The 20,417-nt window shown below is 57.7% G+C and carries 18 protein-coding genes, 5 tRNA genes and 1 riboswitch; of the genes, 18 read left to right on the plus strand and 5 right to left on the minus strand.

The genetic code is table 11. The features are described from left to right. Positions 1 to 257 precede the first annotated feature (257 nt). The 7 genes from H8F23_RS05650 to astE all read left to right on the plus strand — a co-directional run bounded on the left by H8F23_RS05650 (position 258) and on the right by astE (position 8,125). On the plus strand, positions 258 to 1,478 hold the full coding sequence (locus tag H8F23_RS05650) for an aspartate aminotransferase family protein (protein WP_008077923.1): 1,221 nt from the start codon (positions 258 to 260) through the stop codon (positions 1,476 to 1,478). A 203-nt stretch (positions 1,479 to 1,681) separates the two neighbouring features. Continuing rightward, positions 1,682 to 2,701 carry an arginine/ornithine succinyltransferase subunit alpha gene (gene aruF / locus H8F23_RS05655; RefSeq protein WP_007951057.1) on the plus strand — a complete coding sequence of 340 codons (1,020 nt, stop codon included), beginning with the start codon at positions 1,682 to 1,684 and terminating at the stop codon, positions 2,699 to 2,701. Positions 2,702 to 2,752: 51 nt separating this feature from the next. Further along, the gene (gene astA, locus H8F23_RS05660; RefSeq protein WP_194933690.1) at positions 2,753 to 3,778 is read left to right on the plus strand and encodes an arginine N-succinyltransferase; all 1,026 of its coding nucleotides are present in this window, start codon (positions 2,753 to 2,755) and stop codon (positions 3,776 to 3,778) included. After that, complete coding sequence (astD, locus tag H8F23_RS05665) at positions 3,775 to 5,244, plus strand: succinylglutamate-semialdehyde dehydrogenase (protein ID WP_194933705.1); 1,470 nt, start codon at positions 3,775 to 3,777, stop codon at positions 5,242 to 5,244. Before astA ends, astD begins: the two co-directional genes overlap by 4 nt. 163 nt (positions 5,245 to 5,407) lie before the next feature. Then, positions 5,408 to 6,754, plus strand: coding sequence for an N-succinylarginine dihydrolase (astB, locus tag H8F23_RS05670; RefSeq protein ID WP_093430395.1), 1,347 nt, complete (start codon positions 5,408 to 5,410; stop codon positions 6,752 to 6,754). A 57-nt stretch (positions 6,755 to 6,811) separates the two neighbouring features. Then, positions 6,812 to 7,102: a hypothetical protein gene (locus H8F23_RS05675; protein ID WP_016983958.1), complete on the plus strand. Its 291-nt coding sequence runs from the start codon at positions 6,812 to 6,814 to the stop codon at positions 7,100 to 7,102. 12 nt (positions 7,103 to 7,114) lie between these two features. Beyond that, complete coding sequence (astE, locus tag H8F23_RS05680; RefSeq protein ID WP_194933691.1) at positions 7,115 to 8,125, plus strand: succinylglutamate desuccinylase; 1,011 nt, start codon at positions 7,115 to 7,117, stop codon at positions 8,123 to 8,125. Positions 8,126 to 8,280: 155 nt separating this feature from the next. On the opposite strand, the gene H8F23_RS05685 is transcribed toward astE, so the two are convergent. After that, positions 8,281 to 8,790: a 6,7-dimethyl-8-ribityllumazine synthase gene (locus H8F23_RS05685; RefSeq protein WP_194933692.1), complete on the minus strand. Its 510-nt coding sequence runs from the start codon at positions 8,788 to 8,790 to the stop codon at positions 8,281 to 8,283. A gap of 101 nt (positions 8,791 to 8,891) precedes the next feature. Next, positions 8,892 to 9,063, minus strand: a riboswitch (FMN riboswitch). A gap of 198 nt (positions 9,064 to 9,261) precedes the next feature. Between H8F23_RS05685 and ltaE the strand changes: the two genes are divergently transcribed. The 8 genes from ltaE to H8F23_RS05725 all read left to right on the plus strand — a co-directional run bounded on the left by ltaE (position 9,262) and on the right by H8F23_RS05725 (position 15,373). After that, a complete protein-coding gene (gene ltaE / locus H8F23_RS05690; protein ID WP_194933693.1) occupies positions 9,262 to 10,266 on the plus strand; it encodes a low-specificity L-threonine aldolase in 1,005 nt (334 codons plus the stop codon). Between the two features lie 146 nt (positions 10,267 to 10,412). Further along, on the plus strand, positions 10,413 to 13,031 hold the full coding sequence (gene alaS, locus H8F23_RS05695; protein WP_194933694.1) for an alanine--tRNA ligase: 2,619 nt from the start codon (positions 10,413 to 10,415) through the stop codon (positions 13,029 to 13,031). Between the two features lie 90 nt (positions 13,032 to 13,121). After that, positions 13,122 to 14,363, plus strand: coding sequence for an aspartate kinase (locus tag H8F23_RS05700; RefSeq protein ID WP_007919332.1), 1,242 nt, complete (start codon positions 13,122 to 13,124; stop codon positions 14,361 to 14,363). 187 nt (positions 14,364 to 14,550) lie between these two features. Next, positions 14,551 to 14,739 (plus strand): carbon storage regulator CsrA, encoded by a 189-nt coding sequence (gene csrA / locus H8F23_RS05705; protein ID WP_002554426.1) that lies wholly within the window; start codon positions 14,551 to 14,553, stop codon positions 14,737 to 14,739. A gap of 62 nt (positions 14,740 to 14,801) precedes the next feature. After that, positions 14,802 to 14,892: transfer RNA gene (locus H8F23_RS05710), tRNA-Ser, on the plus strand. A gap of 107 nt (positions 14,893 to 14,999) precedes the next feature. After that, positions 15,000 to 15,076, plus strand: a tRNA-Arg gene (locus H8F23_RS05715). 72 nt (positions 15,077 to 15,148) lie between these two features. Continuing rightward, positions 15,149 to 15,225: transfer RNA gene (locus H8F23_RS05720), tRNA-Arg, on the plus strand. A gap of 71 nt (positions 15,226 to 15,296) precedes the next feature. Continuing rightward, positions 15,297 to 15,373: transfer RNA gene (locus tag H8F23_RS05725), tRNA-Arg, on the plus strand. A gap of 19 nt (positions 15,374 to 15,392) precedes the next feature. Here H8F23_RS05725 and H8F23_RS05730 read toward each other — a convergent pair. Next, positions 15,393 to 15,911 (minus strand): cell envelope protein SmpA, encoded by a 519-nt coding sequence (locus H8F23_RS05730; protein WP_194933695.1) that lies wholly within the window; start codon positions 15,909 to 15,911, stop codon positions 15,393 to 15,395. 320 nt (positions 15,912 to 16,231) lie between these two features. On the opposite strand from H8F23_RS05730, the gene mgtE reads away from it, so the two are divergent. After that, on the plus strand, positions 16,232 to 17,674 hold the full coding sequence (gene mgtE / locus H8F23_RS05735; RefSeq protein WP_007919330.1) for a magnesium transporter: 1,443 nt from the start codon (positions 16,232 to 16,234) through the stop codon (positions 17,672 to 17,674). Between the two features lie 114 nt (positions 17,675 to 17,788). On the opposite strand, the gene H8F23_RS05740 is transcribed toward mgtE, so the two are convergent. Then, entirely contained in the window at positions 17,789 to 18,115 is a 327-nt protein-coding gene (locus H8F23_RS05740; RefSeq protein WP_003178899.1) for an Arc family DNA-binding protein, read from the minus strand. Positions 18,116 to 18,505: 390 nt separating this feature from the next. Between H8F23_RS05740 and phnN the strand changes: the two genes are divergently transcribed. Further along, complete coding sequence (phnN, locus tag H8F23_RS05745; protein WP_194933696.1) at positions 18,506 to 19,075, plus strand: phosphonate metabolism protein/1,5-bisphosphokinase (PRPP-forming) PhnN; 570 nt, start codon at positions 18,506 to 18,508, stop codon at positions 19,073 to 19,075. Here phnN and H8F23_RS05750 read toward each other — a convergent pair. Then, on the minus strand, positions 19,050 to 19,229 hold the full coding sequence (locus H8F23_RS05750) for a PA3371 family protein (protein ID WP_194933697.1): 180 nt from the start codon (positions 19,227 to 19,229) through the stop codon (positions 19,050 to 19,052). The two genes, phnN and H8F23_RS05750, sit on opposite strands and share 26 nt — an antisense overlap. 20 nt (positions 19,230 to 19,249) lie before the next feature. Then, complete coding sequence (locus H8F23_RS05755) at positions 19,250 to 19,486, minus strand: hypothetical protein (RefSeq protein WP_194933698.1); 237 nt, start codon at positions 19,484 to 19,486, stop codon at positions 19,250 to 19,252. A gap of 295 nt (positions 19,487 to 19,781) precedes the next feature. On the opposite strand from H8F23_RS05755, the gene H8F23_RS05760 reads away from it, so the two are divergent. Then, positions 19,782 to 19,858 (plus strand) — tRNA-Arg (locus tag H8F23_RS05760). The last annotated feature ends 559 nt before the right edge of the window (positions 19,859 to 20,417 follow it).

Below are 20,417 nucleotides of genomic sequence, written 5' to 3' on the forward strand. Positions count from 1 at the left end.
GCCACCCGTGTGCGGTACATATTTATATCTTTGTCGCTGGGTTGAGTTGGTATTCTCTGCCGCCTGCCGCAAATCGACGGCGCCAGTTAAACTGCGCCTTTGCGACGCTATATGTCGCATTGCCGTAAACCCGGGAAAATCCGGGGTTTGCGCTATAAGAAGTTGTCGCTTGGCGACAAGGCCGGGCTGAAAACTGTCCTTACAATCCTCACCAAGCTCGCCAGTTTCAGGCGAGTGCTTCTCATCAGGAGACTCCGATGTCCGTTGAGCACGCTGCGGTACAACGCGCCGATTTCGACCAGGTAATGGTTCCCAACTACGCGCCTGCCGCTTTCATTCCGGTGCGTGGCGCCGGTTCCCGCGTCTGGGATCAGGCCGGCCGCGAGCTGATCGACTTCGCCGGCGGGATTGCCGTCAACGTATTGGGCCATGCGCACCCGGCGCTGGTCGGTGCACTGACCGAACAGGCGAACAAGCTGTGGCACGTGTCCAACGTGTTCACCAACGAACCAGCCCTGCGCCTGGCGCACAAGCTGATCGATGCCACGTTCGCCGAGCGCGTGTTCTTCTGCAACTCGGGCGCTGAAGCCAACGAGGCCGCGTTCAAGCTGGCCCGTCGCGTTGCGTTCGACCGTTTCGGCACTGAGAAGTACGAAATCATTGCGGCGCTGAACAGCTTCCACGGCCGGACCCTGTTCACCGTCAACGTCGGTGGCCAGTCGAAGTACTCCGACGGTTTCGGTCCGAAAATCACCGGCATCACCCACGTGCCTTACAACGACCTGGCCGCGCTGAAAGCGGCGGTTTCCGACAAGACCTGCGCGGTTGTGCTGGAACCGATCCAGGGCGAGGGCGGTGTACTGCCGGCCGAACTGGCTTACCTGCAAGGTGCCCGCGAACTGTGCGACGCGAACAACGCGTTGCTGGTGTTCGACGAAGTGCAGACCGGCATGGGCCGCAGCGGCAAGCTGTTCGCCTACCAGCATTACGGCGTGACCCCGGACATCCTGACCAGCGCCAAGAGCCTGGGCGGCGGTTTCCCGATCGCCGCGATGCTGACCACCGAAGCGCTGGCCAAACATCTGGTCGTCGGCACTCACGGCACCACGTACGGCGGCAACCCGCTGGCGTGCGCGGTCGCTGAAGCGGTGATCGATGTGATCAACACCCCTGAAGTGCTGAACGGTGTGAACGCCAAGCACGACAAGTTCAAGGCGCGCCTTGAGCAGATCGGCGAGAAATACGGCCTGTTCACTCAGGTACGTGGTCTCGGTCTGCTGATCGGTTGCGTGCTGAGCGATGCCTGGAAAGGCAAGGCCAAAGACATCTTCAACGCCGCTGAAAAAGAAGGCCTGATGATTCTGCAAGCCGGCCCGGACGTGATCCGTTTCGCCCCGAGCCTGGTGGTGGAAGACGCCGATATCGATGCTGGCCTGGACCGCTTCGAACGCGCTGCTGCTGCCCTGACGCAAGCCTGATAGACCCTTCGGCGCCTGGAGTTTTTCAGGCGTCGAACCTAATTTTTGATGCCGGTGAGATTCATTGTGGGAGCGAGCTTGCTCGCGAAAAGGGAGTTTCAGTCGCCATCTATGCTGACTGATACACCGCTTTCGCGAGCAAGCTCGCTCCCACAGTGTCCGGTGTTTTTTTCTGTGAATTTATAAGAGAAAGGAGTGACACCATGCTGGTGATGCGCCCCGCGCAAATGGCTGATCTGGGCGAGGTACAGCGTCTGGCTGCGGACAGCCCGATTGGTGTCACTTCCTTGCCGGATGACGTGGAACGTCTGAGCGACAAGATCGCCGCGAGCGAAGCCTCGTTTGCTGCCGAAGTGAGCTTCAACGGTGAGGAAAGCTATTTCTTCGTCCTCGAAGACACCGCCACTGGCAAGCTGGTCGGCTGCTCGGCGATTGTTGCTTCGGCCGGTTACTCGGAGCCGTTCTACAGCTTCCGCAACGAGACGTTCGTGCATGCCTCCCGTGAGCTGAAGATCCACAACAAGATCCACGTGCTTTCGCAGTGCCACGACCTGACCGGCAACAGCTTGCTGACCAGTTTCTACGTACAGCGCGAGCTGGTCGGTTCGCCGTGGTCCGAGCTCAACTCCCGTGGCCGTCTGCTGTTCGTCGCCAGCCATCCTGAGCGTTTCGCCGATTCGGTGGTGACCGAGATCGTCGGTTACAGCGATGAGAACGGCGACTCGCCATTCTGGGATGCCATTGGTCGCAACTTCTTCGACCTCAATTACGCCGAAGCCGAACGCCTGTGCGGGCTGAAAAGCCGTACGTTCCTCGCCGAGCTGATGCCGCATTACCCGATCTACGTACCGCTGCTGCCGGATTCCGCCCAAGAGGCGATGGGCCAGGTGCACCCGCGTGCGCAGATCACCTTCGACATCCTGATGCGCGAAGGCTTCGAGACCGATCACTACATCGACATTTTCGACGGTGGCCCGACCCTGCATGCGCGTGTGTCGGGGATCCGTTCGATCGCCCAGAGCCGCGTGGTGCCGGTGAAGATCGGCGAGCCGGTGAAAGGTGCCGGGCGTCAGTATCTGGTGGCTAACGCGCAGTTGCAGGATTACCGCGCGGTGTTGCTGGAGCTGGATTACGCGCCGGGCAAACCGGTGACTCTGGATCTGGAAGCGGCCGAAGCCCTGGGCGTCGGTGAAGGTGCCAGCGTGCGCCTGGTGGCGGTTTAACGCCTTAGCGAGTTTCACGGGTGGCGAAGGCGGCCCGTTTGAGGAGATAGCATGATTGTTCGTCCCGTACGCAGCAGCGATTTATCCGCTCTGATCGACCTGGCCCGCAGCACCGGCACCGGCCTGACCACGTTGCCGGCCAACGAAGAACGTCTGGCCCACCGGGTCGGCTGGGCCGAGAAGACCTTTCGCGGCGAAGCTGGCCGTGGCGACGCGGACTACCTGTTCGTGCTCGAAGACGACGATGGCCGTGTGGTAGGGATTTCCGCCATTGCTGGCGCCGTTGGTCTGCGTGAGCCGTGGTACAACTTCCGTGTCGGTCTGACCGTCAGCGCTTCGCAAGAGCTGAACATCTATCGCGAGATCCCGACGCTGTTTCTGGCCAACGACCTGACCGGCAATTCCGAGCTGTGTTCGCTGTTCCTGCATGCCGATTACCGCAACGGTCTGAACGGTCGCATGTTGTCCAAAGCGCGCATGCTGTTCATCGCGGAATTCCCTGAATTGTTCGGCAACAAGATCATCGCCGAAATGCGCGGTGTGTCCGATGACGCCGGCCGTTCGCCGTTCTGGGAAAGCCTCGGTCGTCACTTCTTCAAGATGGAATTCAGCCAGGCCGATTACCTGACCGGTGTCGGCAACAAGGCGTTCATTGCTGAGCTGATGCCGAAGTTCCCGCTGTATACCTGCTTCCTCTCCGAAGGCGCACGTAACGTCATCGGCCAGGTTCACCCGGACACCGAGCCAGCCTTGGCGATGCTCAAGGGCGAAGGTTTCAGCTATCAGGGTTACGTCGACATCTTCGACGCCGGCCCGGCCATCGAATGCGAAACCGGCAAGATCCGCGCAGTGCGTGACAGTGAAGCGCTGGTGCTCGCCGTTGGCACGCCGGGCGAAGACGCGACGCCGTTCATCATCCATAACCGCAAGCGCGAAGACTGCCGCATCACTGCTGCGCCGGCGCGTCTGGCTGCCGGCACCCTGGTGGTCGATCCGCAGACCGCCAAACGTCTTCAACTCAACGCTGGCGATCAAGTGCGCGCCGTGGCGTTGTCCGCTGCACGGGAGTCGAAATAATGAATTCGCTATACATCGCAGGTGAGTGGCTGGCCGGTCAGGGCGAAGCGTTTCAATCGCTGAACCCGGTGACCCAGCAAGTGCTGTGGTCGGGGGAGGGCGCTACCGCCGCTCAGGTCGAGTCGGCGGTGCAGGCTGCACGTCAGGCGTTTCCGGGTTGGGCACGTCGTACGCTGGAAGAGCGCATCAGCGTCCTCGAAGCCTTTGCTGTCGCACTGAAAAACCACAGCGACGAACTGGCTCGTACCATCGGTGAAGAGACCGGCAAACCGTTGTGGGAAGCCGCGACCGAAGTCACCAGCATGGTCAACAAGATCGCGATCTCGGTGCAGAGCTACCGCGAGCGTACCGGCGAGAAGAGCGGCCCGTTGGGCGACGCCACCGCCGTACTGCGCCACAAGCCGCACGGCGTGGTTGCGGTGTTTGGTCCTTACAATTTCCCTGGGCACTTGCCGAACGGCCATATCGTTCCGGCACTGTTGGCCGGTAACAGCGTGCTGTTCAAGCCTAGCGAGCTGACCCCTAAAGTTGCTGAGTTGACGGTCAAGTGCTGGATTGAAGCCGGTCTGCCGGCAGGCGTTTTGAACCTGCTGCAAGGCGCTCGCGAAACTGGCATCGCGCTGGCGGCGAACCCGGGCATCGACGGCCTGTTCTTCACCGGTTCGAGCCGCACCGGCAATCATCTGCACCAGCAGTTTGCCGGGCGTCCGGACAAGATTCTGGCGTTGGAAATGGGTGGCAATAACCCGCTGGTGGTGGATCAGGTCGCGGATCTGGATGCGGCGGTTTACACGATCATTCAGTCGGCGTTCATCTCTGCCGGTCAGCGTTGCACCTGTGCACGCCGTCTGCTGGTGCCGCAAGGCGCGTGGGGCGACAGTCTGCTCAAGCGTCTGGTGGAAGTCAGTGCGAGCATTGAGGTCGGCGCGTTCGATCAGCAACCAGCCCCATTCATGGGCTCGGTGATTTCCCTCGGCGCGGCAAAAGCGCTGATGGATGCTCAAGAACATCTGCTGGCCAATGGCGCGGTGTCGCTGCTGGAAATGACTCAGCCGCAGGCCCAAGCCGCGTTGCTGACCCCGGGCATCCTCGATGTCACCGCAGTTGCCGATCGCCCGGACGAAGAACTGTTCGGCCCGTTGCTGCAAGTAATCCGCTACACCGATTTCGAAGCGGCGATCGCTGAAGCCAACGACACTGCTTACGGCCTCGCCGCAGGTCTGTTGTCGGATTCTGAAGCGCGTTATCAGCAGTTCTGGCTGGAAAGCCGTGCCGGCATCGTCAACTGGAACAAACAGCTGACCGGCGCTGCGAGCAGCGCGCCGTTTGGTGGGGTGGGTGCTTCGGGCAACCATCGCGCCAGCGCCTATTACGCGGCGGATTACTGCGCGTACCCGGTGGCGTCGCTGGAAACGCCGAGCCTGGTGTTGCCATCGGCCCTCACGCCAGGCGTGAAAATGGCGTAACGGCCATCGCGAGCAGGCTCACTCCTACAGGACTTGTGTCGTACACAACATGTGTATTCACCGCTAAACCTGTAGGAGTGAGCCTGCTCGCGATAGCCGCGACGCGGTCTGACTGAATTGTTACCTGAAGCCTATAACAACAGATTCTCGTGGAGCCTCGCTGATGAAATCCTATGAAGTCAATTTTGACGGTCTAGTGGGGCCGACCCATAACTACGGTGGTCTGTCCTACGGTAACGTTGCTTCCCAGAGCAACAGCCAGCAGTCTTCGAACCCGAAGGAAGCGGCCTTGCAAGGTCTGGCGAAGATGAAAGCGCTGATGGAAATGGGCTTTCAGCAAGGCGTGCTCGCACCGCAGGAGCGTCCGGACGTGGCCGCTCTGCGCCGTCTGGGCTTCAGCGGTACCGACGCGCAAGTGATCGAGCGCGCCGCCAAAGAGGCCATGCCGCTGCTGGTCGCCAGTTGTTCCGCGTCGAGCATGTGGGTGGCTAACGCCGCGACTGTCAGCCCGAGTGCCGACACCGCAGACGGTCGCGTGCATTTCACCGCAGCCAACCTCAACTGCAAATACCACCGCAGCATCGAGCACCCGACCACCAGTCGCGTGCTCGGCGCGATGTTCGCCAATCAGCAACACTTCGCCCATCACGCCGCGCTGCCGGCAGTGGCGCAATTCGGCGACGAAGGTGCGGCCAACCACACACGTTTCTGCCGCGAATATGGTGAAGCGGGCGTCGAGTTTTTCGTATTCGGTCGCAGTGCCTTCGACAATCGCTACCCAGCGCCGCAAAAATACCCGGCGCGCCAGACCCTCGAAGCCTCGCAAGCCGTTGCGCGTCTGCACGGTCTGCGTGACGAAGGCGTGGTTTACGCGCAGCAGAACCCGAACGTGATCGATCAAGGCGTGTTCCACAACGACGTGATCGCCGTGGGTAACGGTGAAGTGTTGTTCTATCACGAGGATGCATTCCTCGAGACCGATCAGATGCTGGCTGAACTGCAAAGCAAGCTCGCCAAAGTCGGCGGCAACTTCCAGTCCGTGTGTGTGCCGCGTTCGGCAGTCACCGTGGATGATGCGGTGCGTTCCTACCTGTTCAACAGCCAGTTGCTCTCGCGCCCTGACGGCTCGATGCTGCTGATCGTGCCGCAAGAGTGCCAGGCCAACGAGCGCGTCTGGGCGTATCTGCAAAGCCTGACCAGCTCCGGCGGCCTGATCCGCGAAGTGAAAGTCTTCGATCTCAAGCAAAGCATGCAGAACGGTGGTGGCCCGGCGTGCCTGCGACTGCGCGTCGCGCTTAACGAAACCGAACTGGCGGCGGTCAACCCAGGGGTTATCATGACGCCACCGTTGTACGGTTCGTTGACCGCATGGGTTGAAAAGCACTACCGCGACCGCCTGAGCGAGACCGATCTGGCGGATCCGCAATTGCTGCTTGAATGCCGGACGGCACTGGATGAACTGACGCAAATCCTTAAACTGGGCGCGGTTTATCCATTCCAGATCAATTGATGGCCGGCGCGTCGCCTGAACGCGGCGCGCGGCTTGTCTCCCCAAGAGAGTAAAAACATGAGCGATTCCCTGCAGCTGATCCTTGAAGACACCGACGGCACGCAACTGCAAACCTCGTGCACCCGCGTCGCGGTCATGTGGCAAGGCAAAGAGCTGTGGATCCAGCAGGACGGCCGTGGCCAGTTGCTGATCGGCGTGGACGTAGAAGAAGGTGACGCCGAGTACGCCAACCTGCTGCTGCGCCCATTGGCGACTAATCTGGTAAGTCTGCAACTGGAAATGGAACCGGCTGACGTCGGCGACGACGAAGACCACGTGCACGGCCCGGATTGCAACCACGATCACTAAGGAAACCGCTCTATGCTCGCCCTCGGCAAACTGCTTGAACTGACCCTCGCCGGCCGCGAACCGGCGGAGAAGACTCAACTGACTGTCGAAGGCGTGCGTATGCGCTGGTTGAGCGAAGGTGCGCTGGAAGTCCGGCCACCGGAAGCTCGCGACAACGGCTTGGACCTGCTGCTGTCGGCAGGCATCCATGGCAATGAAACTGCGCCGATCGAGTTACTTGATCGGCTGCTGCACGACATAGCCCGCGGCGATCTGAAGCCGCGCGCACGCATTCTGTTCCTGTTCGGCAACCCGGAAGCGATTCGCAAGGGCGAGCGTTTCGTCGAGCAGGACGTCAATCGGCTGTTCAACGGCCGTCATGAACAAAGCAGTGGCAGCGAAGCGCTGCGTGCCTGTGAGCTGGAACGTCTGGCGGCGAGTTTCTTCAGCCTGCCGGATCGCCAGCGTCTGCACTATGACCTGCACACGGCGATTCGCGGTTCGAAGATCGAACAATTCGCACTCTATCCGTGGAAGGAAGGTCGGCAGCATTCGCGCCTGGAGCTGGCACGTCTGCGCGCTGCCGGGATGGAAGCGGTGCTGTTGCAGAACAAACCGTCGATCGTCTTCAGCTCGTACACCTACGACAAGCTCGGTGCCGAGGCGTTTACGCTGGAGCTGGGCAAGGCGCGGCCGTTCGGGCAGAACGACGGGGTTAACGTCTCGCTGCTGGAAACTCGTTTGAAGCAGATTATCGAAGGCACTGAGCCCCAGATGGCTGAAGCGCAGCTGGATGGTTTGCAGCTGTTCAGTGTCGCCCGGGAAATCATCAAGCACAGCGATGCATTCCGTCTGAACCTGCCGCAGGACATCGAAAACTTTTCCGAGTTGGAGATGGGCTATGTGTTGGCCGAAGATCTGGCCAATACCCGTTGGGTCATTGAGGAAGAGGGCGCACGGATCATCTTCCCCAATCCCAAGGTCAAGAACGGCTTGCGCGCAGGCATCCTGATCGTCCCGACCAGCGGCGAAAACCTCGCCTGACCCCAGTTTCGGTTTCGACATATAACCCTGTGGGAGCGAGCTTGCTCGCGAATGCAATCTGGCATTCAACATTTGAGTTGGCTGTCAGTCCGCTTTCGCGAGCAAGCTCGCTCCCACAGGGGAATGAGTGAGACCACAGATCTCACTCATCGTGTTTAGACGGCTACAGCATGCGGCTCGGTGCGGCGCAGTGCGCGAACCTTGCGCAGCGTATCGGCGCAAGTCCGTGCCGCTTCCTGACCCTTGTGCACAAAGTGTTCGAAGAAGAATTTCTGATGCTCTTCACCAGCATGGAAGTGATGCGGCGTCAGGGACACCGAGAACACCGGCACTTCAGTTTCCAGCTGCACTTGCATCAGGCCGCTGACCACCGACTGAGCAACGAATTCGTGACGGTAGATGCCGCCGTCCACGACCAGGGCTGCGGCGACGATGCCGGCATAACGACCGGTCTTGGCCAGCAACTTGGCGTGCAGAGGCATTTCAAAAGCGCCGCCGACTTCGAAGATGTCGATGTCCGATTCCTGATAACCCAAGGCAAGCATTTCGGCGACGAAGCCTTTACGGCTCTGGTCGACGATTTCCTTGTGCCAGCAGGCCTGAATGAACGCGACGCGCTCGCCGTGAGGGTGTTTGCTTTTGCTGTCGATAGCGGTGGGTTGCATTTTCTGACTCCTGTTTGTGTGAAAAACAGGGCGTTATGAATCGAAAGGGATTCAAGGGTGCGCACACGCACAACATCGCGCGGACGGCCCTTTGGCGTTAATCCCGTTCTCTCTTCATCCGGACTATGACCGTCGGCCCCGGAATCACACCGGGTCTGCTGACCTTGCCACCGCGCACAACCCAAGCTGTGTTCGTCGCCAAGCGCTCGCGGGCTATGCGCATTGCGCGCAATTACCGCCGGTGGGGAATTGCACCCCGCCCTGAGAACGTTTTTGCCGCCCTTTCTCGGGCGGCGCAGCGTTTTTAACACAGATTGTGGCTGTGTGCATTGCGCCTTTCTGATGATTGCCATCGAATTTTCTGGCGGTTCGAAACGACTTTTCCTTGTGCAAGGGTTGATTAATCCGAGCGATGACCGCAGTAATTCAACTTCGTAAAGGGATTTCCCCTGCTGATTAGAGGCCAGGTTCATGAGCGTTATCGATCTTCGCAGCGACACCGTCACCCAACCGACTCTCGCCATGCTCGATGCGATGACCGCAGCGGACACCGGTGATGACGTTTACGGCGAAGATCCGACGGTCAATCGCCTCGAGGCCGAACTGGCCAAGCGATTGGGTTTTGCTGCCGCGTTGTTCGTACCGACGGGCACCATGAGCAATCTGTTGGGATTGATGGCGCACTGTGAGCGCGGCGACGAATACATCGTTGGCCAGCAGGCGCACACCTACAAATATGAGGGCGGTGGCGCGGCGGTGCTGGGCTCGATCCAGCCGCAGCCGCTGGAAGTGCAGGCCGACGGTTCGCTGGATCTGGATCAGGTCGCGGCGGCGATCAAGCCTGAAGACTTCCATTTCGCCCGGACTCGTCTGCTGGCGCTGGAGAACACCATGCAAGGCAAAGTCCTGCCGCTGGAGTATCTGGCCCGCGCTCGCCGCTTCACTCAGGACAAAGGCTTGCAACTGCACCTCGACGGCGCGCGACTTTACAACGCGGCAGTCAAGCTGGGCGTCGATGCCCGGGAAATCACTCAGTACTTTGATTCGGTGTCGGTGTGCCTGTCCAAAGGCCTTGGCGCGCCGGTGGGCTCAGTGCTTTGTGGCTCCGAGCAGTTGATCGGCAAGGCTCGTCGCTTGCGCAAAATGGTTGGCGGCGGCATGCGTCAGGCCGGGCTGCTGGCAGCGGCGGGGCTGTATGCGCTGGACCACAATGTTGATCGTCTGGCAGACGACCATGCCAATGCACAGTTACTGGCCGAGGGCTTGCGTGAAGCAGGTTTCATCGTCGAACCGGTGCAAACCAACATGGTTTATGTGCAAATGGGTGAAAAAGCTGAAGCGATCAAGGCCTTTGCCGGCGAACGCGGGATCAAGTTGAGCGCCGCCGCGCGCCTGCGTATGGTCACGCACATGGACGTCAATCGCTCGCAAATCGAGCAAGTGATCGCGACATTCGTCGAGTTTTCGCGCAAGTGACAGCGTTAGCCGTCCAATTGACCGTTTCTATCGTATAAACACGCTGTACCCCGCGCGCAGGGCCGATATAATGCGGCCCTTTGCCGTCGCTTCGTCTGTTGACGTTTCGAACAGGCCTTTGGCCGCAGCCTCCGTGGAAGAACCTAATGAAAAGCGCAGAAATCCGTGAAGCCTTCCTTCGCTTCTTCGAAGAGCAAGGCCACACCCGTGTAGCCTCCAGCTCTTTGATTCCGGGCAACGACCCAACCCTGCTGTTCACTAACGCGGGGATGAACCAGTTCAAGGACTGCTTCCTGGGCCAGGAAAAACGTGCGTACACCCGCGCGACCAGCAGCCAGAAATGCGTGCGTGCCGGTGGCAAGAACAGCGACCTGGAAAACGTCGGTTATACCGCTCGTCACCACACATTCTTCGAAATGCTCGGTAACTTCAGCTTCGGCGACTATTTCAAGCACGACGCGATTACCTTTGCCTGGACCTTCCTGACCGGCGTTCTGAAACTGCCGAAGGAAAAACTCTGGGTCACTGTCTACGCCTCCGACGACGAAGCGTACGACATCTGGACCAAAGAAATCGGTGTGCCGGTCGAGCGCATGATCCGCATCGGCGACAACAAAGGCGCGCCTTACGCCTCCGACAACTTCTGGACCATGGGCGATACCGGCCCGTGCGGCCCATGCACCGAGATTTTCTACGATCACGGCGACCACATCTGGGGCGGCCCACCGGGCTCGCCGGAAGAAGACGGCGACCGTTACATCGAGATCTGGAACAACGTGTTCATGCAGTTCAACCGCACCGCCGATGGCGTGTTGCATCCGTTGCCAGCGCCGTCGGTCGACACCGGCATGGGCCTGGAGCGGATCAGTGCGGTGATGCAGCACGTCAATTCCAACTACGACATTGACCTGTTCAAGAACCTGCTGAAGGCCTCGGCTGAAGCCATTGGTTGCGAAAATGGCGATCAGTCGTCGCTCAAGGTTGTTTCCGACCATATCCGTTCGTGCGGCTTCCTGATTGCTGACGGCGTGCTGCCGTCCAACGAAGGTCGCGGTTATGTGCTGCGCCGGATCATCCGTCGTGCTTGCCGTCACGGCAACAAGCTGGGCGCCACCGGCAGCTTCTTCTACAAGATCGTTGCCGCGCTGGTTGCTGAAATGGGCGAAGCGTTCCCGGAACTGAAGAAGCAACAGAGCAACATCGAGCGTGTACTCAAGGCTGAAGAGGAGCAGTTCTCCAAAACGCTGGAGCACGGCCTGAAAATCCTCGAGCAGGATCTGCTGGAACTCAAAGGCACCGTGGTGCCGGGCGACGTGGTGTTCAAACTCTACGACACCTACGGTTTCCCGATGGACCTGACCGCCGACATCGCCCGTGAGCGCAGCCTGACTGTCGACGAAGCCGGTTTCGAACGTGAAATGGAAGCCCAGCGTGTGCGTGCGCGTTCGGCCAGCTCGTTCGGTCTGGACTACAACACCCTGGTCAAGGTTGATGTCGCCACCGAGTTCACCGGCTACAAAGACACCAGCGGTTCGGCAAAAATTGTCGCTATCTATAAAGATGGCCAGTCGGTCGACGTCTTGAATGAAGGCGAAGAGGCGGTGATCGTTCTGAATCAGACGCCGTTCTACGCAGAATCCGGCGGCCAGATCGGCGACTGCGGTTTCCTGCAGGCAGGTAACGCGCGTTTCGACGTACGTGACACCACCAAGACCGGCGGCGCCTTCCTGCACCACGGCGTGCTGGACTCGGGCAGCCTGACCATTGGCGCGCCAGTGGAAACTCACGTCGACGCCGAAGTGCGTCACGCCACTTCGCTGAACCACTCGGCCACGCACTTGCTGCACGCTGCATTGCGTCAGGTACTGGGCGAGCACGTTCAGCAGAAAGGTTCGTTGGTGGATAGCCAGCGTCTGCGTTTCGACTTCAGCCACTTTGAAGCGATCAAGCCGGAACAGATCAAAGCGCTGGAAGATATCGTCAATGCGGAGATCCGTAAGAACTCCGCGGTTGAAACCGAAGAAACCGACATCGAAACCGCGAAGAACAAAGGCGCCATGGCGCTGTTCGGCGAGAAGTATGGCGACAACGTGCGCGTGCTGAGCATGGGCGGCGATTTCTCCGTCGAGCTGTGTGGCGGTATCCACGCCAACCGTACCGGCGACATCGGCCTGCTGAAAATCATCAGCGAAGGCGGTGTGGCATCGGGCGTGCGTCGTATCGAGGCAGTCACCGGTGCGCAAGCACTGGCCTACTTGAATGCGGCAGAAGAACAACTCAAGGAAGCGGCCAGCCTGGTCAAGGGCAGCCGCGACAACCTGATCGACAAGCTGTCGGCTGTGCTGGAGCGCAACCGCCAACTGGAGAAGCAGCTGGAGCAGTTGCAGGCCAAGGCTGCCAGTGCCGCGGGCGACGATCTGTCGAACTCGGCAGTGGACGTCAAGGGTGTGAAGGTTCTGGCCGCACGTCTGGATGGTCAGGACGGCAAGGCGCTGCTGGCGCTGGTTGATCAGCTGAAAAACAAACTCGGCCGCGCAGTGATCCTGCTCGGCAGTGTCCATGAGGAAAAGGTCGTACTGGTTGCAGGCGTAACCAAGGACCTGACTGGCCAACTCAAAGCCGGTGATTTGATGAAGCAGGCTGCTGCGGCAGTGGGCGGGAAGGGCGGTGGTCGTCCGGACATGGCGCAGGGCGGCGGTATCGACGCCGGCGCACTGGATGGCGCACTGGCGCTGACCGTTCCATTCGTCGAGCAGGGTTTATAAGGCAGTCCGCCCGGCCCGCAGTCTAGTGGCGGGCCCGGCGGCTGTTCGAGTGATTATTGGGCGCCCTTCATGGGCAGAGGCGGCTTTGAAATGGCTTTGATCGTACAGAAATTTGGAGGCACCTCGGTCGGTACTGTCGAGAGAATCGAGCAGGTCGCCGACAAGGTTAAGAAATTCCGCGATGCCGGCGATGACCTGGTGGTTGTGCTGTCTGCAATGAGCGGCGAAACCAACCGTCTGATCGATCTGGCCAAACAAATCAGTGGCGACACTCAACCGGTTCCGCGTGAACTGGATGTGATCGTTTCCACTGGTGAGCAGGTGACGATTGCCCTGTTGGCCATGGCGCTGATCAAGCGCGGCGTGCCGGCGGTGTCGTACACCGGTAATCAGGTGCGGATCCTGACGGACAGTGCGCACAATAAAGCGCGTATCTTGCAGATTGATGACCAGAAGATTCGTGGTGATCTGAAAGCCGGTCGCGTTGTCGTTGTCGCCGGTTTCCAGGGCGTCGACGAGCACGGCAACATCACCACTCTCGGTCGTGGCGGTTCCGACACTACCGGTGTGGCACTGGCTGCCGCGTTGAAGGCTGACGAGTGCCAGATCTACACCGACGTTGATGGTGTTTACACCACCGACCCACGTGTTGTGCCAGTCGCTCAACGTCTCGACAAGATTACCTTTGAAGAGATGCTGGAAATGGCCAGCCTCGGTTCCAAGGTGCTGCAGATCCGTGCGGTGGAATTCGCCGGCAAGTACAACGTTCCGCTGCGCGTACTGCACAGCTTCAAGGAGGGTCCGGGCACCCTCATTACTATTGATGAAGAGGAAACCATGGAACAGCCGATCATTTCCGGCATCGCTTTCAACCGCGATGAAGCCAAGCTGACCATCCGTGGTGTGCCAGACACCCCGGGCGTGGCGTTCAAGATTCTCGGCCCGATCAGTGCCGCGAACATCGAAGTCGACATGATCGTGCAGAACGTAGCGCACGATAACACCACCGACTTCACCTTCACCGTGCACCGCAACGACTACCAGGCCGCACAGACCGTGCTGGAAAACACCGCTCGCGAGATCGGTGCCCGTGAAGTAGTTGGCGACACCAAGATTGCCAAGGTTTCGATCGTCGGCGTCGGCATGCGTTCCCACGCAGGCGTGGCCAGCCGCATGTTTGAATCCCTGGCGAAAGAAAGCATCAACATCCAGATGATCTCGACCTCGGAAATCAAGGTTTCCGTGGTGATTGAAGAGAAGTACCTGGAACTGGCCGTGCGCGCCCTGCACACGGCTTTCGAACTGGATGCTCCGGCCCGCCAGGGCGAGTAATTCCGTTTCTTGAAGGGCGCGGTCTGACCGCGCCCTTTATTTTTTGAATGGCGCGAGCCCTGAACTGTTCTTTTGCTCGCGCTGGTCAATACTCAGGCATGTAGGGCTACGATCGCTCCGGTTGTAGGTCGGGTGCCTTTTTTTTGCAGACTGTTGTCCCTGAACTGAATTGCGTAAGGAGAAAGGTATGCTGATTCTGACTCGTCGGTGCGCAGAAAGCCTGATTATCGGTGATGGCGAAATCACCGTGACCGTGCTCGGCGTTAAAGGAAACCAAGTGCGTATCGGCGTCAACGCCCCGAAAGAGGTTGCCGTGCACCGTGAGGAAATTTACCTGCGTATAAAGAAAGAGAAGGACGAAGAACCAAGCCATTAATTTTTATCGATTTTTATGTTTGCAAACGGGGAAAAGGTTGGTTAAGATACGCCCCGTGTTGCGGAGAGCTGGCCGAGTGGCCGAAGGCGCTCCCCTGCTAAGGGAGTACACCTCAAAAGGGTGTCGGGGGTTCGAATCCCCCGTTCTCCGCCATTATTTGCTTAGTACGTTGTAATCTGGCTTTTTCTGTAAGTTGTTGAAATTAATAGAAAAAGTGGTTGGAATAGAGATTAGACGGGCTATAATGCGGCGCAACAAATGCACTCGTAGCTCAGCTGGATAGAGTACTCGGCTACGAACCGAGCGGTCACAGGTTCGAATCCTGTCGAGTGCACCATTTAAGAGTTAGTTACAGCAATGTAAATGACTCGGCTTCAACCAGGTGTGATCTGGTCTAACAAACACAAATGCACTCGTAGCTCAGCTGGATAGAGTACTCGGCTACGAACCGAGCGGTCACAGGTTCGAATCCTGTCGAGTGCACCATTTAAGAGTTAGTTGCAGCAATGTGAATAACTTGGTTTCAGCCAGTTGTGGTCTGGTCTAAAAACACAAATGCACTCGTAGCTCAGCTGGATAGAGTACTCGGCTACGAACCGAGCGGTCACAGGTTCGAATCCTGTCGAGTGCACCATATACCAAAAAGCCCGCGTTTAACGCGGGCTTTTTGCTGTCCGGGATTCGGCTTTTGCTTTCACGCATCCTCGCTCGTCAAAATCAATTTGAGCCGAACGTCCTCGCTTGAGGTCGTATCGATAGCTCGTCGTCGATGTTCGGATATTTACCTTGTCCGGTTTACCTAGCGCGCTCTCGACATCTTGTTGGCTCATGCCGGCAATGACGCGGCGATTGATGATCGCTTCGCGACGTTGCCTGGCGTCGATCAGGTTTCCGCATCTGTCTTCAGCGTGACCAACAATCCCCAGTGCTCGAGTTTTTGTTGTTCTCCCGGATATTTCCTCATGGTTGTGTTCCGGCATCACAGCCACGACTGATCCGGGGGAATAGGGGTGAACTTCCTGTGCTGAGCGCCGCTCGCCGTGCGCACAACTCATCGAGGTGAAGGTGATGCTGCCATCATCGGCTTCGCAACGATGCAGTGTGAGGGCGGCTCCGCTAGGCGGCACGCAGAGCAGGCTGGCGAGTACAAGGTGAGGTGTTTTCAAGGGCATTCGACGTCCTCCATGACGATCTATGCTCAAGGGTAGTCGCTACATTTTTCAGTGTCGGTGTGTTTTCTTTTCAGAATGAGTCGTCGCATAGCAAGGATCAGGACAGTGCTCAGGTTTGTTTCGCAAGCGCTTGTTTCGCCCGCGATTTTTTAACGTTTTAAACCGTCAGGCGGTGTATCATTGCGCCCGTCAGCCCCGCCGGGGCTTATGGAAAAATTCCATGGACTTACCCAGTAGTTACTCAGTACCCCGTTTCACCAATCATGAATTGACTGATTGATTCTTCCGGCGTGCCCCGCTGCTGGGAGTGGAGTTCGCCTATGTCTGAAATCGAAGTAAAGAAAACGCAAGAAAGCCTGCAGGATCGCCTGGCTCAGGTCGTCGAGCTGCTGCAGCGTCAACGGGTCGTTGAAGACCTGACTCATCGCCAGGAAGGCGCGCATCACGATCGCGTAGAAAATCTGGTTCACCGGCAAAATCTCGTCGAGCTGCAACGCAAGCTCGATGATCTGCACTCCGCCGACGTCGCCTATATCCTTGAAGCCTTGCCACTGGACGACCGTCTGACGCTTTGGCAATTGGTCAAGGCTGATCGCGACGGCGACATTCTTCTCGAAGTATCCGACTCCGTTCGTGAAACGCTGATCGCCGACATGGACGATCACGAGCTCCTGGCCGCTGCCAAGGACATGGATGCAGACGAACTTGCTGACCTGGCTTCCGAGCTGCCGCGAGACGTTGTCCATGAGCTGATGGAGAGCCTGGATAACCAGCAGCGTGAGCGCGTGCGTTCGGCCTTGTCCTACGACGAGGAGCAGGTTGGTGCGTTGATGGACTTCGAGATGGTGACTATCCGTGAGGATGTCAGTCTCGAAGTCGTTCTGCGCTATCTGCGTCGCCTTAAAGAGCTTCCGGGCCATACCGATAAACTGTTCGTGGTCGATTACGACGGTGTGCTCAAAGGCGTGCTGCCGATCAAGCGCCTTTTGGTTAATGATCCGGACAAACAAGTAGCCGAGGTGATGGCTAGCGACCCGGTGAGTTTTCACCCGGACGAAGATGCCTACGACGCCGCGCAGGCGTTCGAGCGTTACGACTTGATCTCGGCTCCGGTCGTCGACAAGAACGGCAAGTTGATCGGTCGTCTGACCATCGATGAAATGGTCGACCTGATTCGTGAAGAAAGCGAGAACGAAGTTCTCAACATGGCGGGTCTGCGTGAAGAGGAAGACATCTTCGCGTCGGTCTGGAAGTCGCTTCGTAACCGTTGGGCATGGCTGGCGATCAACTTGATCACTGCGTTTGTCGCATCGCGGGTGATCGGTCTGTTCGAGGGCTCGATCGAGAAACTGGTGGCGCTCGCTGCACTGATGCCGATCGTGGCTGGCATTGGCGGTAATTCCGGTAACCAGACGATCACCATGATCGTTCGCGCCATGGCACTCGATCAGGTAAGCACCGGCAATACTTCGCGCCTGATGCGCAAGGAATTGGCCGTAGGCTTGATCAATGGCCTTGTCTGGGGCGGTGTGATTGGTGTCGTTGCTTATCTTCTTTACGGAAGTTGGTCGTTGGGTGTGGTGATGACCGCGGCAATGACTCTCAACCTGTTGCTGGCTGCGTTGATGGGGGTATTGATCCCTATGACCTTGGCGAAGATGGGGCGAGACCCTGCGATGGGGGCTAGCGTGATGATTACTGCGATGACTGACAGCGGTGGCTTCTTCATCTTCCTCGGGCTGGCGACAATATTCCTGCTCTGATCAGCTACAGCGAAACAGCCCGCCTATCTGGTGGGCTTTTTTTTGCTTGGGAAAACTCAAAATCCGCGCAAAAAAAAGCCAGCAATTATGCTGGCTTGAGATGTTCGTTATGGCTCAGGACGCGTCTGCTGCCATTTCGGCGTCATGGGCAATCAAGGACACCAGGGCGTTCTGCTGACGGTGAGACAGCTGGCGGAAACGTTGCAACAACTCGCGCTCATGCAACGACAGCTCCGGGCTGTCCAGGCGCATGCTCAGCTCTTCGCCCAGTGCACCTTCCTGAATAAGACTCTGCTCAAGGCGCGCAATGATCTCGGAGTTCATGCTGCGATGATGATTGCGAGCCACCTCGGCAATGCGTTCACGCATTCCGTCTGGCAGACGTACGACGAACTTGTCAGCCGTACGGCTGGAATAAATTGCCTGTTTCAATGGGCGCATATATTTAACCGGTTAGTTCAGGGGAGCGGTTCTCGGGATTGGCCGCAGGATGTGTGGTAGGACAAGCATCCGCGCCAAATGGTTCAACCTGAATTGTTAAGAGGCCCGCATCATGCCTCAAAATTGCCAGATCATTGGCGTCAATTCTGTGACAAATATTGAGCTGGGTAAAGGCGTAATGCCAGCACCAATTATCAGAAATGCGGACTGGTTTGAAATCTTCACCTCTGTCCGCATCCTTGTCCGCTTCCTGCTACACATCAATAGATGTCCGAGGGCATCAGAACGTGCATTCTATGCGGGTTCTGCATCCTTGTTCCTTACCTGTACAGGATAGTGGCAAATTGCCGATTTACTAGTGGCATACACCTGCTGGAGGGTGTTTTCAGGATGGATGGCAAGCTAATTTACTTGATGGGGCCGTCCGGGTCAGGCAAGGACAGTTTGATCGAGGCTGCGCGATCCCCCTTACGTGCATTGAGCTGTGAAGTGATGCGTCGGGTGATCACTCGATCCGCCGAATCGGTGGGGGAGGATGCTGTTGGCGTGACACCGGATGAGTTTGAGCGGCGTGAGCGCGCTGGCGAATTTTCATTGGCCTGGCGTGCCAATGGTCTCGCCTACGGGATTCCAGTGGAAATGGATCAATGGCTGAATGCTGGACGGCATGTATTGGTCAATGGTTCGCGGGCCAATCTGCGTCAAGCAATGCAGCGCTATCCAGCGCTGCTGCCAGTCTTGCTGACAGTTCGGGATGAGGTGTTGCGAGAACGTCTGCTCAAGCGCGGTCGAGAAACGCTTGAGCAAATTGACGCAAGACTGGATCGCAATGTGTTGTTCAAGGATAGGCGGTCAAGTGATGAGCCGGTAAATGTCATTGATAATTCCGGGGAGCTGGCGGAGGCCGTCAGTGATCTTTTGCGTCTGATCAGGCTCAGCGTAAAACCGGATCAAATTTGATCTTTCTTCCCGCAGCCAGTGCCAGCACAAATAGTATGGCAAAAATGCCGCAGCCAATCAGGGGCAGGGTGATTTCAGCGCCCTCGAATAGCGATAAGTGCACAACGCCACTCAATAGGGCGAGGATCAGAAATCCCGCAGCTGACTTGGACATGTTTGACTCCTGAAGATGTTTCAAAAAACCAGATGTTCGGAGGTCAGTGCTGGTCGCACCTGCTCAGAGTTACTGACAGCCTGTGGGGTAGAGGTGTCCTGATCGCTCAACACCGCCAGCTGGGGGGCTTTTTGTACCTGCAAGTAATGCGGCATGCGCTGGACCAATGGCTTCTGTGTTGCACTCTCGGGCACAAACTGGAAGCTCACCAAAACCGCAAGAGCAATTGCATTTGCAAGCAAAAGGGTGGTGTTCATGGGTGTAGCTCCGAATGTTCTTCGATAGAACAGACAAAGCAGCCGTCGTGCCAACAGTTTAACCTCTGTTAAGTCCTTTAAAAACAAGCATTTGAGCAGGTTTTTCGAATTGTGCAGGTTGCAATCTGCAATGGTGGCCTTTCAGTGAGCATGCAAAATGCACGGTAATTCTTCCCGCGGCATTGCAGGGCGCTTGCCTACACTTAAAAAGCCCAACGGACGACATGACAAATCGGGGTTCGGTGGTTAACATGCACGCCGTCCGTCATGCAGCGTCTGCTGCGACAAAGCGTGTGTCTCAGTAGCTCAATTGGATAGAGCATCCCCCTCCTAAGGGGAAGGTTGGCAGTTCGAACCTGCCCTGGGACACCATCTATTGTTGAAACTCCCCTCCTTTAATACTCGATGGTCTTGAAGCGCTCAATCAGCGGGCGTGGCGAGGCCAGGTCGTAATTAGTATGCGCTTTCTCTTGGGGCGGGGCCTTCTGGTTGAGTTCGAATCAGGCATGCGAGTTGTGTCTATCTATATAGAGGGAGCCTTTTCGCATGCTTCGATAAAAAAGCGAAATTAACGGTTGACGGCAGATTCAGGATGTCTATAATTCGCCCCACTTCCGGCGCAGTCGAAACGGAAAACTCCTTGAGATTCAATGAGTTATGCAGGTTTCGGCAGCAGGTTGCTTCAGTTCATCGAAGCCAGAAGGAAGTTGAAAAAGAGGTGTTGACAGCAGCGTGTAACGCTGTAGAATTCGCCTCCCGCTGACGAGAGATCGGAAGCGCAAGTGGTTGAAGTTGTTGAAGAATTCTTCGAAAACTTCTGAAAATAATCACTTGACAGCAAATGAGGCTGCTGTAGAATGCGCGCCTCGGTTGAGACGAAAGATCTTAACCAACCGCTCTTTAACAACTGAATCAAGCAATTCGTGTGGGT

The organism is Pseudomonas neuropathica (genome assembly GCF_015461835.1).
Taxonomy (GTDB): domain Bacteria; phylum Pseudomonadota; class Gammaproteobacteria; order Pseudomonadales; family Pseudomonadaceae; genus Aquipseudomonas; species Aquipseudomonas neuropathica.

Bases quoted from the DNA above. Each gene is read 5' to 3' on its own strand.
- H8F23_RS05650 (WP_008077923.1), top strand. From the start codon at position 258: ATGTCCGTTGAGCACGCTGCGGTACAACGCGCCGATTTCGACCAGGTA.
- H8F23_RS05740 (WP_003178899.1), bottom strand. From the start codon at position 18,115: ATGCGCCCATTGAAACAGGCAATTTATTCCAGCCGTACGGCTGACAAG.
- astA (WP_194933690.1), top strand. From the start codon at position 2,753: ATGATTGTTCGTCCCGTACGCAGCAGCGATTTATCCGCTCTGATCGAC.
- H8F23_RS05755 (WP_194933698.1), bottom strand. From the start codon at position 19,486: ATGAACACCACCCTTTTGCTTGCAAATGCAATTGCTCTTGCGGTTTTG.
- aruF (WP_007951057.1), top strand. From the start codon at position 1,682: ATGCTGGTGATGCGCCCCGCGCAAATGGCTGATCTGGGCGAGGTACAG.
- phnN (WP_194933696.1), top strand. From the start codon at position 18,506: ATGGATGGCAAGCTAATTTACTTGATGGGGCCGTCCGGGTCAGGCAAG.
- alaS (WP_194933694.1), top strand. From the start codon at position 10,413: ATGAAAAGCGCAGAAATCCGTGAAGCCTTCCTTCGCTTCTTCGAAGAG.
- mgtE (WP_007919330.1), top strand. From the start codon at position 16,232: ATGTCTGAAATCGAAGTAAAGAAAACGCAAGAAAGCCTGCAGGATCGC.
- ltaE (WP_194933693.1), top strand. From the start codon at position 9,262: ATGAGCGTTATCGATCTTCGCAGCGACACCGTCACCCAACCGACTCTC.
- csrA (WP_002554426.1), top strand. From the start codon at position 14,551: ATGCTGATTCTGACTCGTCGGTGCGCAGAAAGCCTGATTATCGGTGAT.
- astE (WP_194933691.1), top strand. From the start codon at position 7,115: ATGCTCGCCCTCGGCAAACTGCTTGAACTGACCCTCGCCGGCCGCGAA.
- H8F23_RS05750 (WP_194933697.1), bottom strand. From the start codon at position 19,229: ATGTCCAAGTCAGCTGCGGGATTTCTGATCCTCGCCCTATTGAGTGGC.
- H8F23_RS05700 (WP_007919332.1), top strand. From the start codon at position 13,122: ATGGCTTTGATCGTACAGAAATTTGGAGGCACCTCGGTCGGTACTGTC.
- astB (WP_093430395.1), top strand. From the start codon at position 5,408: ATGAAATCCTATGAAGTCAATTTTGACGGTCTAGTGGGGCCGACCCAT.
- H8F23_RS05730 (WP_194933695.1), bottom strand. From the start codon at position 15,911: ATGCCCTTGAAAACACCTCACCTTGTACTCGCCAGCCTGCTCTGCGTG.
- H8F23_RS05675 (WP_016983958.1), top strand. From the start codon at position 6,812: ATGAGCGATTCCCTGCAGCTGATCCTTGAAGACACCGACGGCACGCAA.
- H8F23_RS05685 (WP_194933692.1), bottom strand. From the start codon at position 8,790: ATGCAACCCACCGCTATCGACAGCAAAAGCAAACACCCTCACGGCGAG.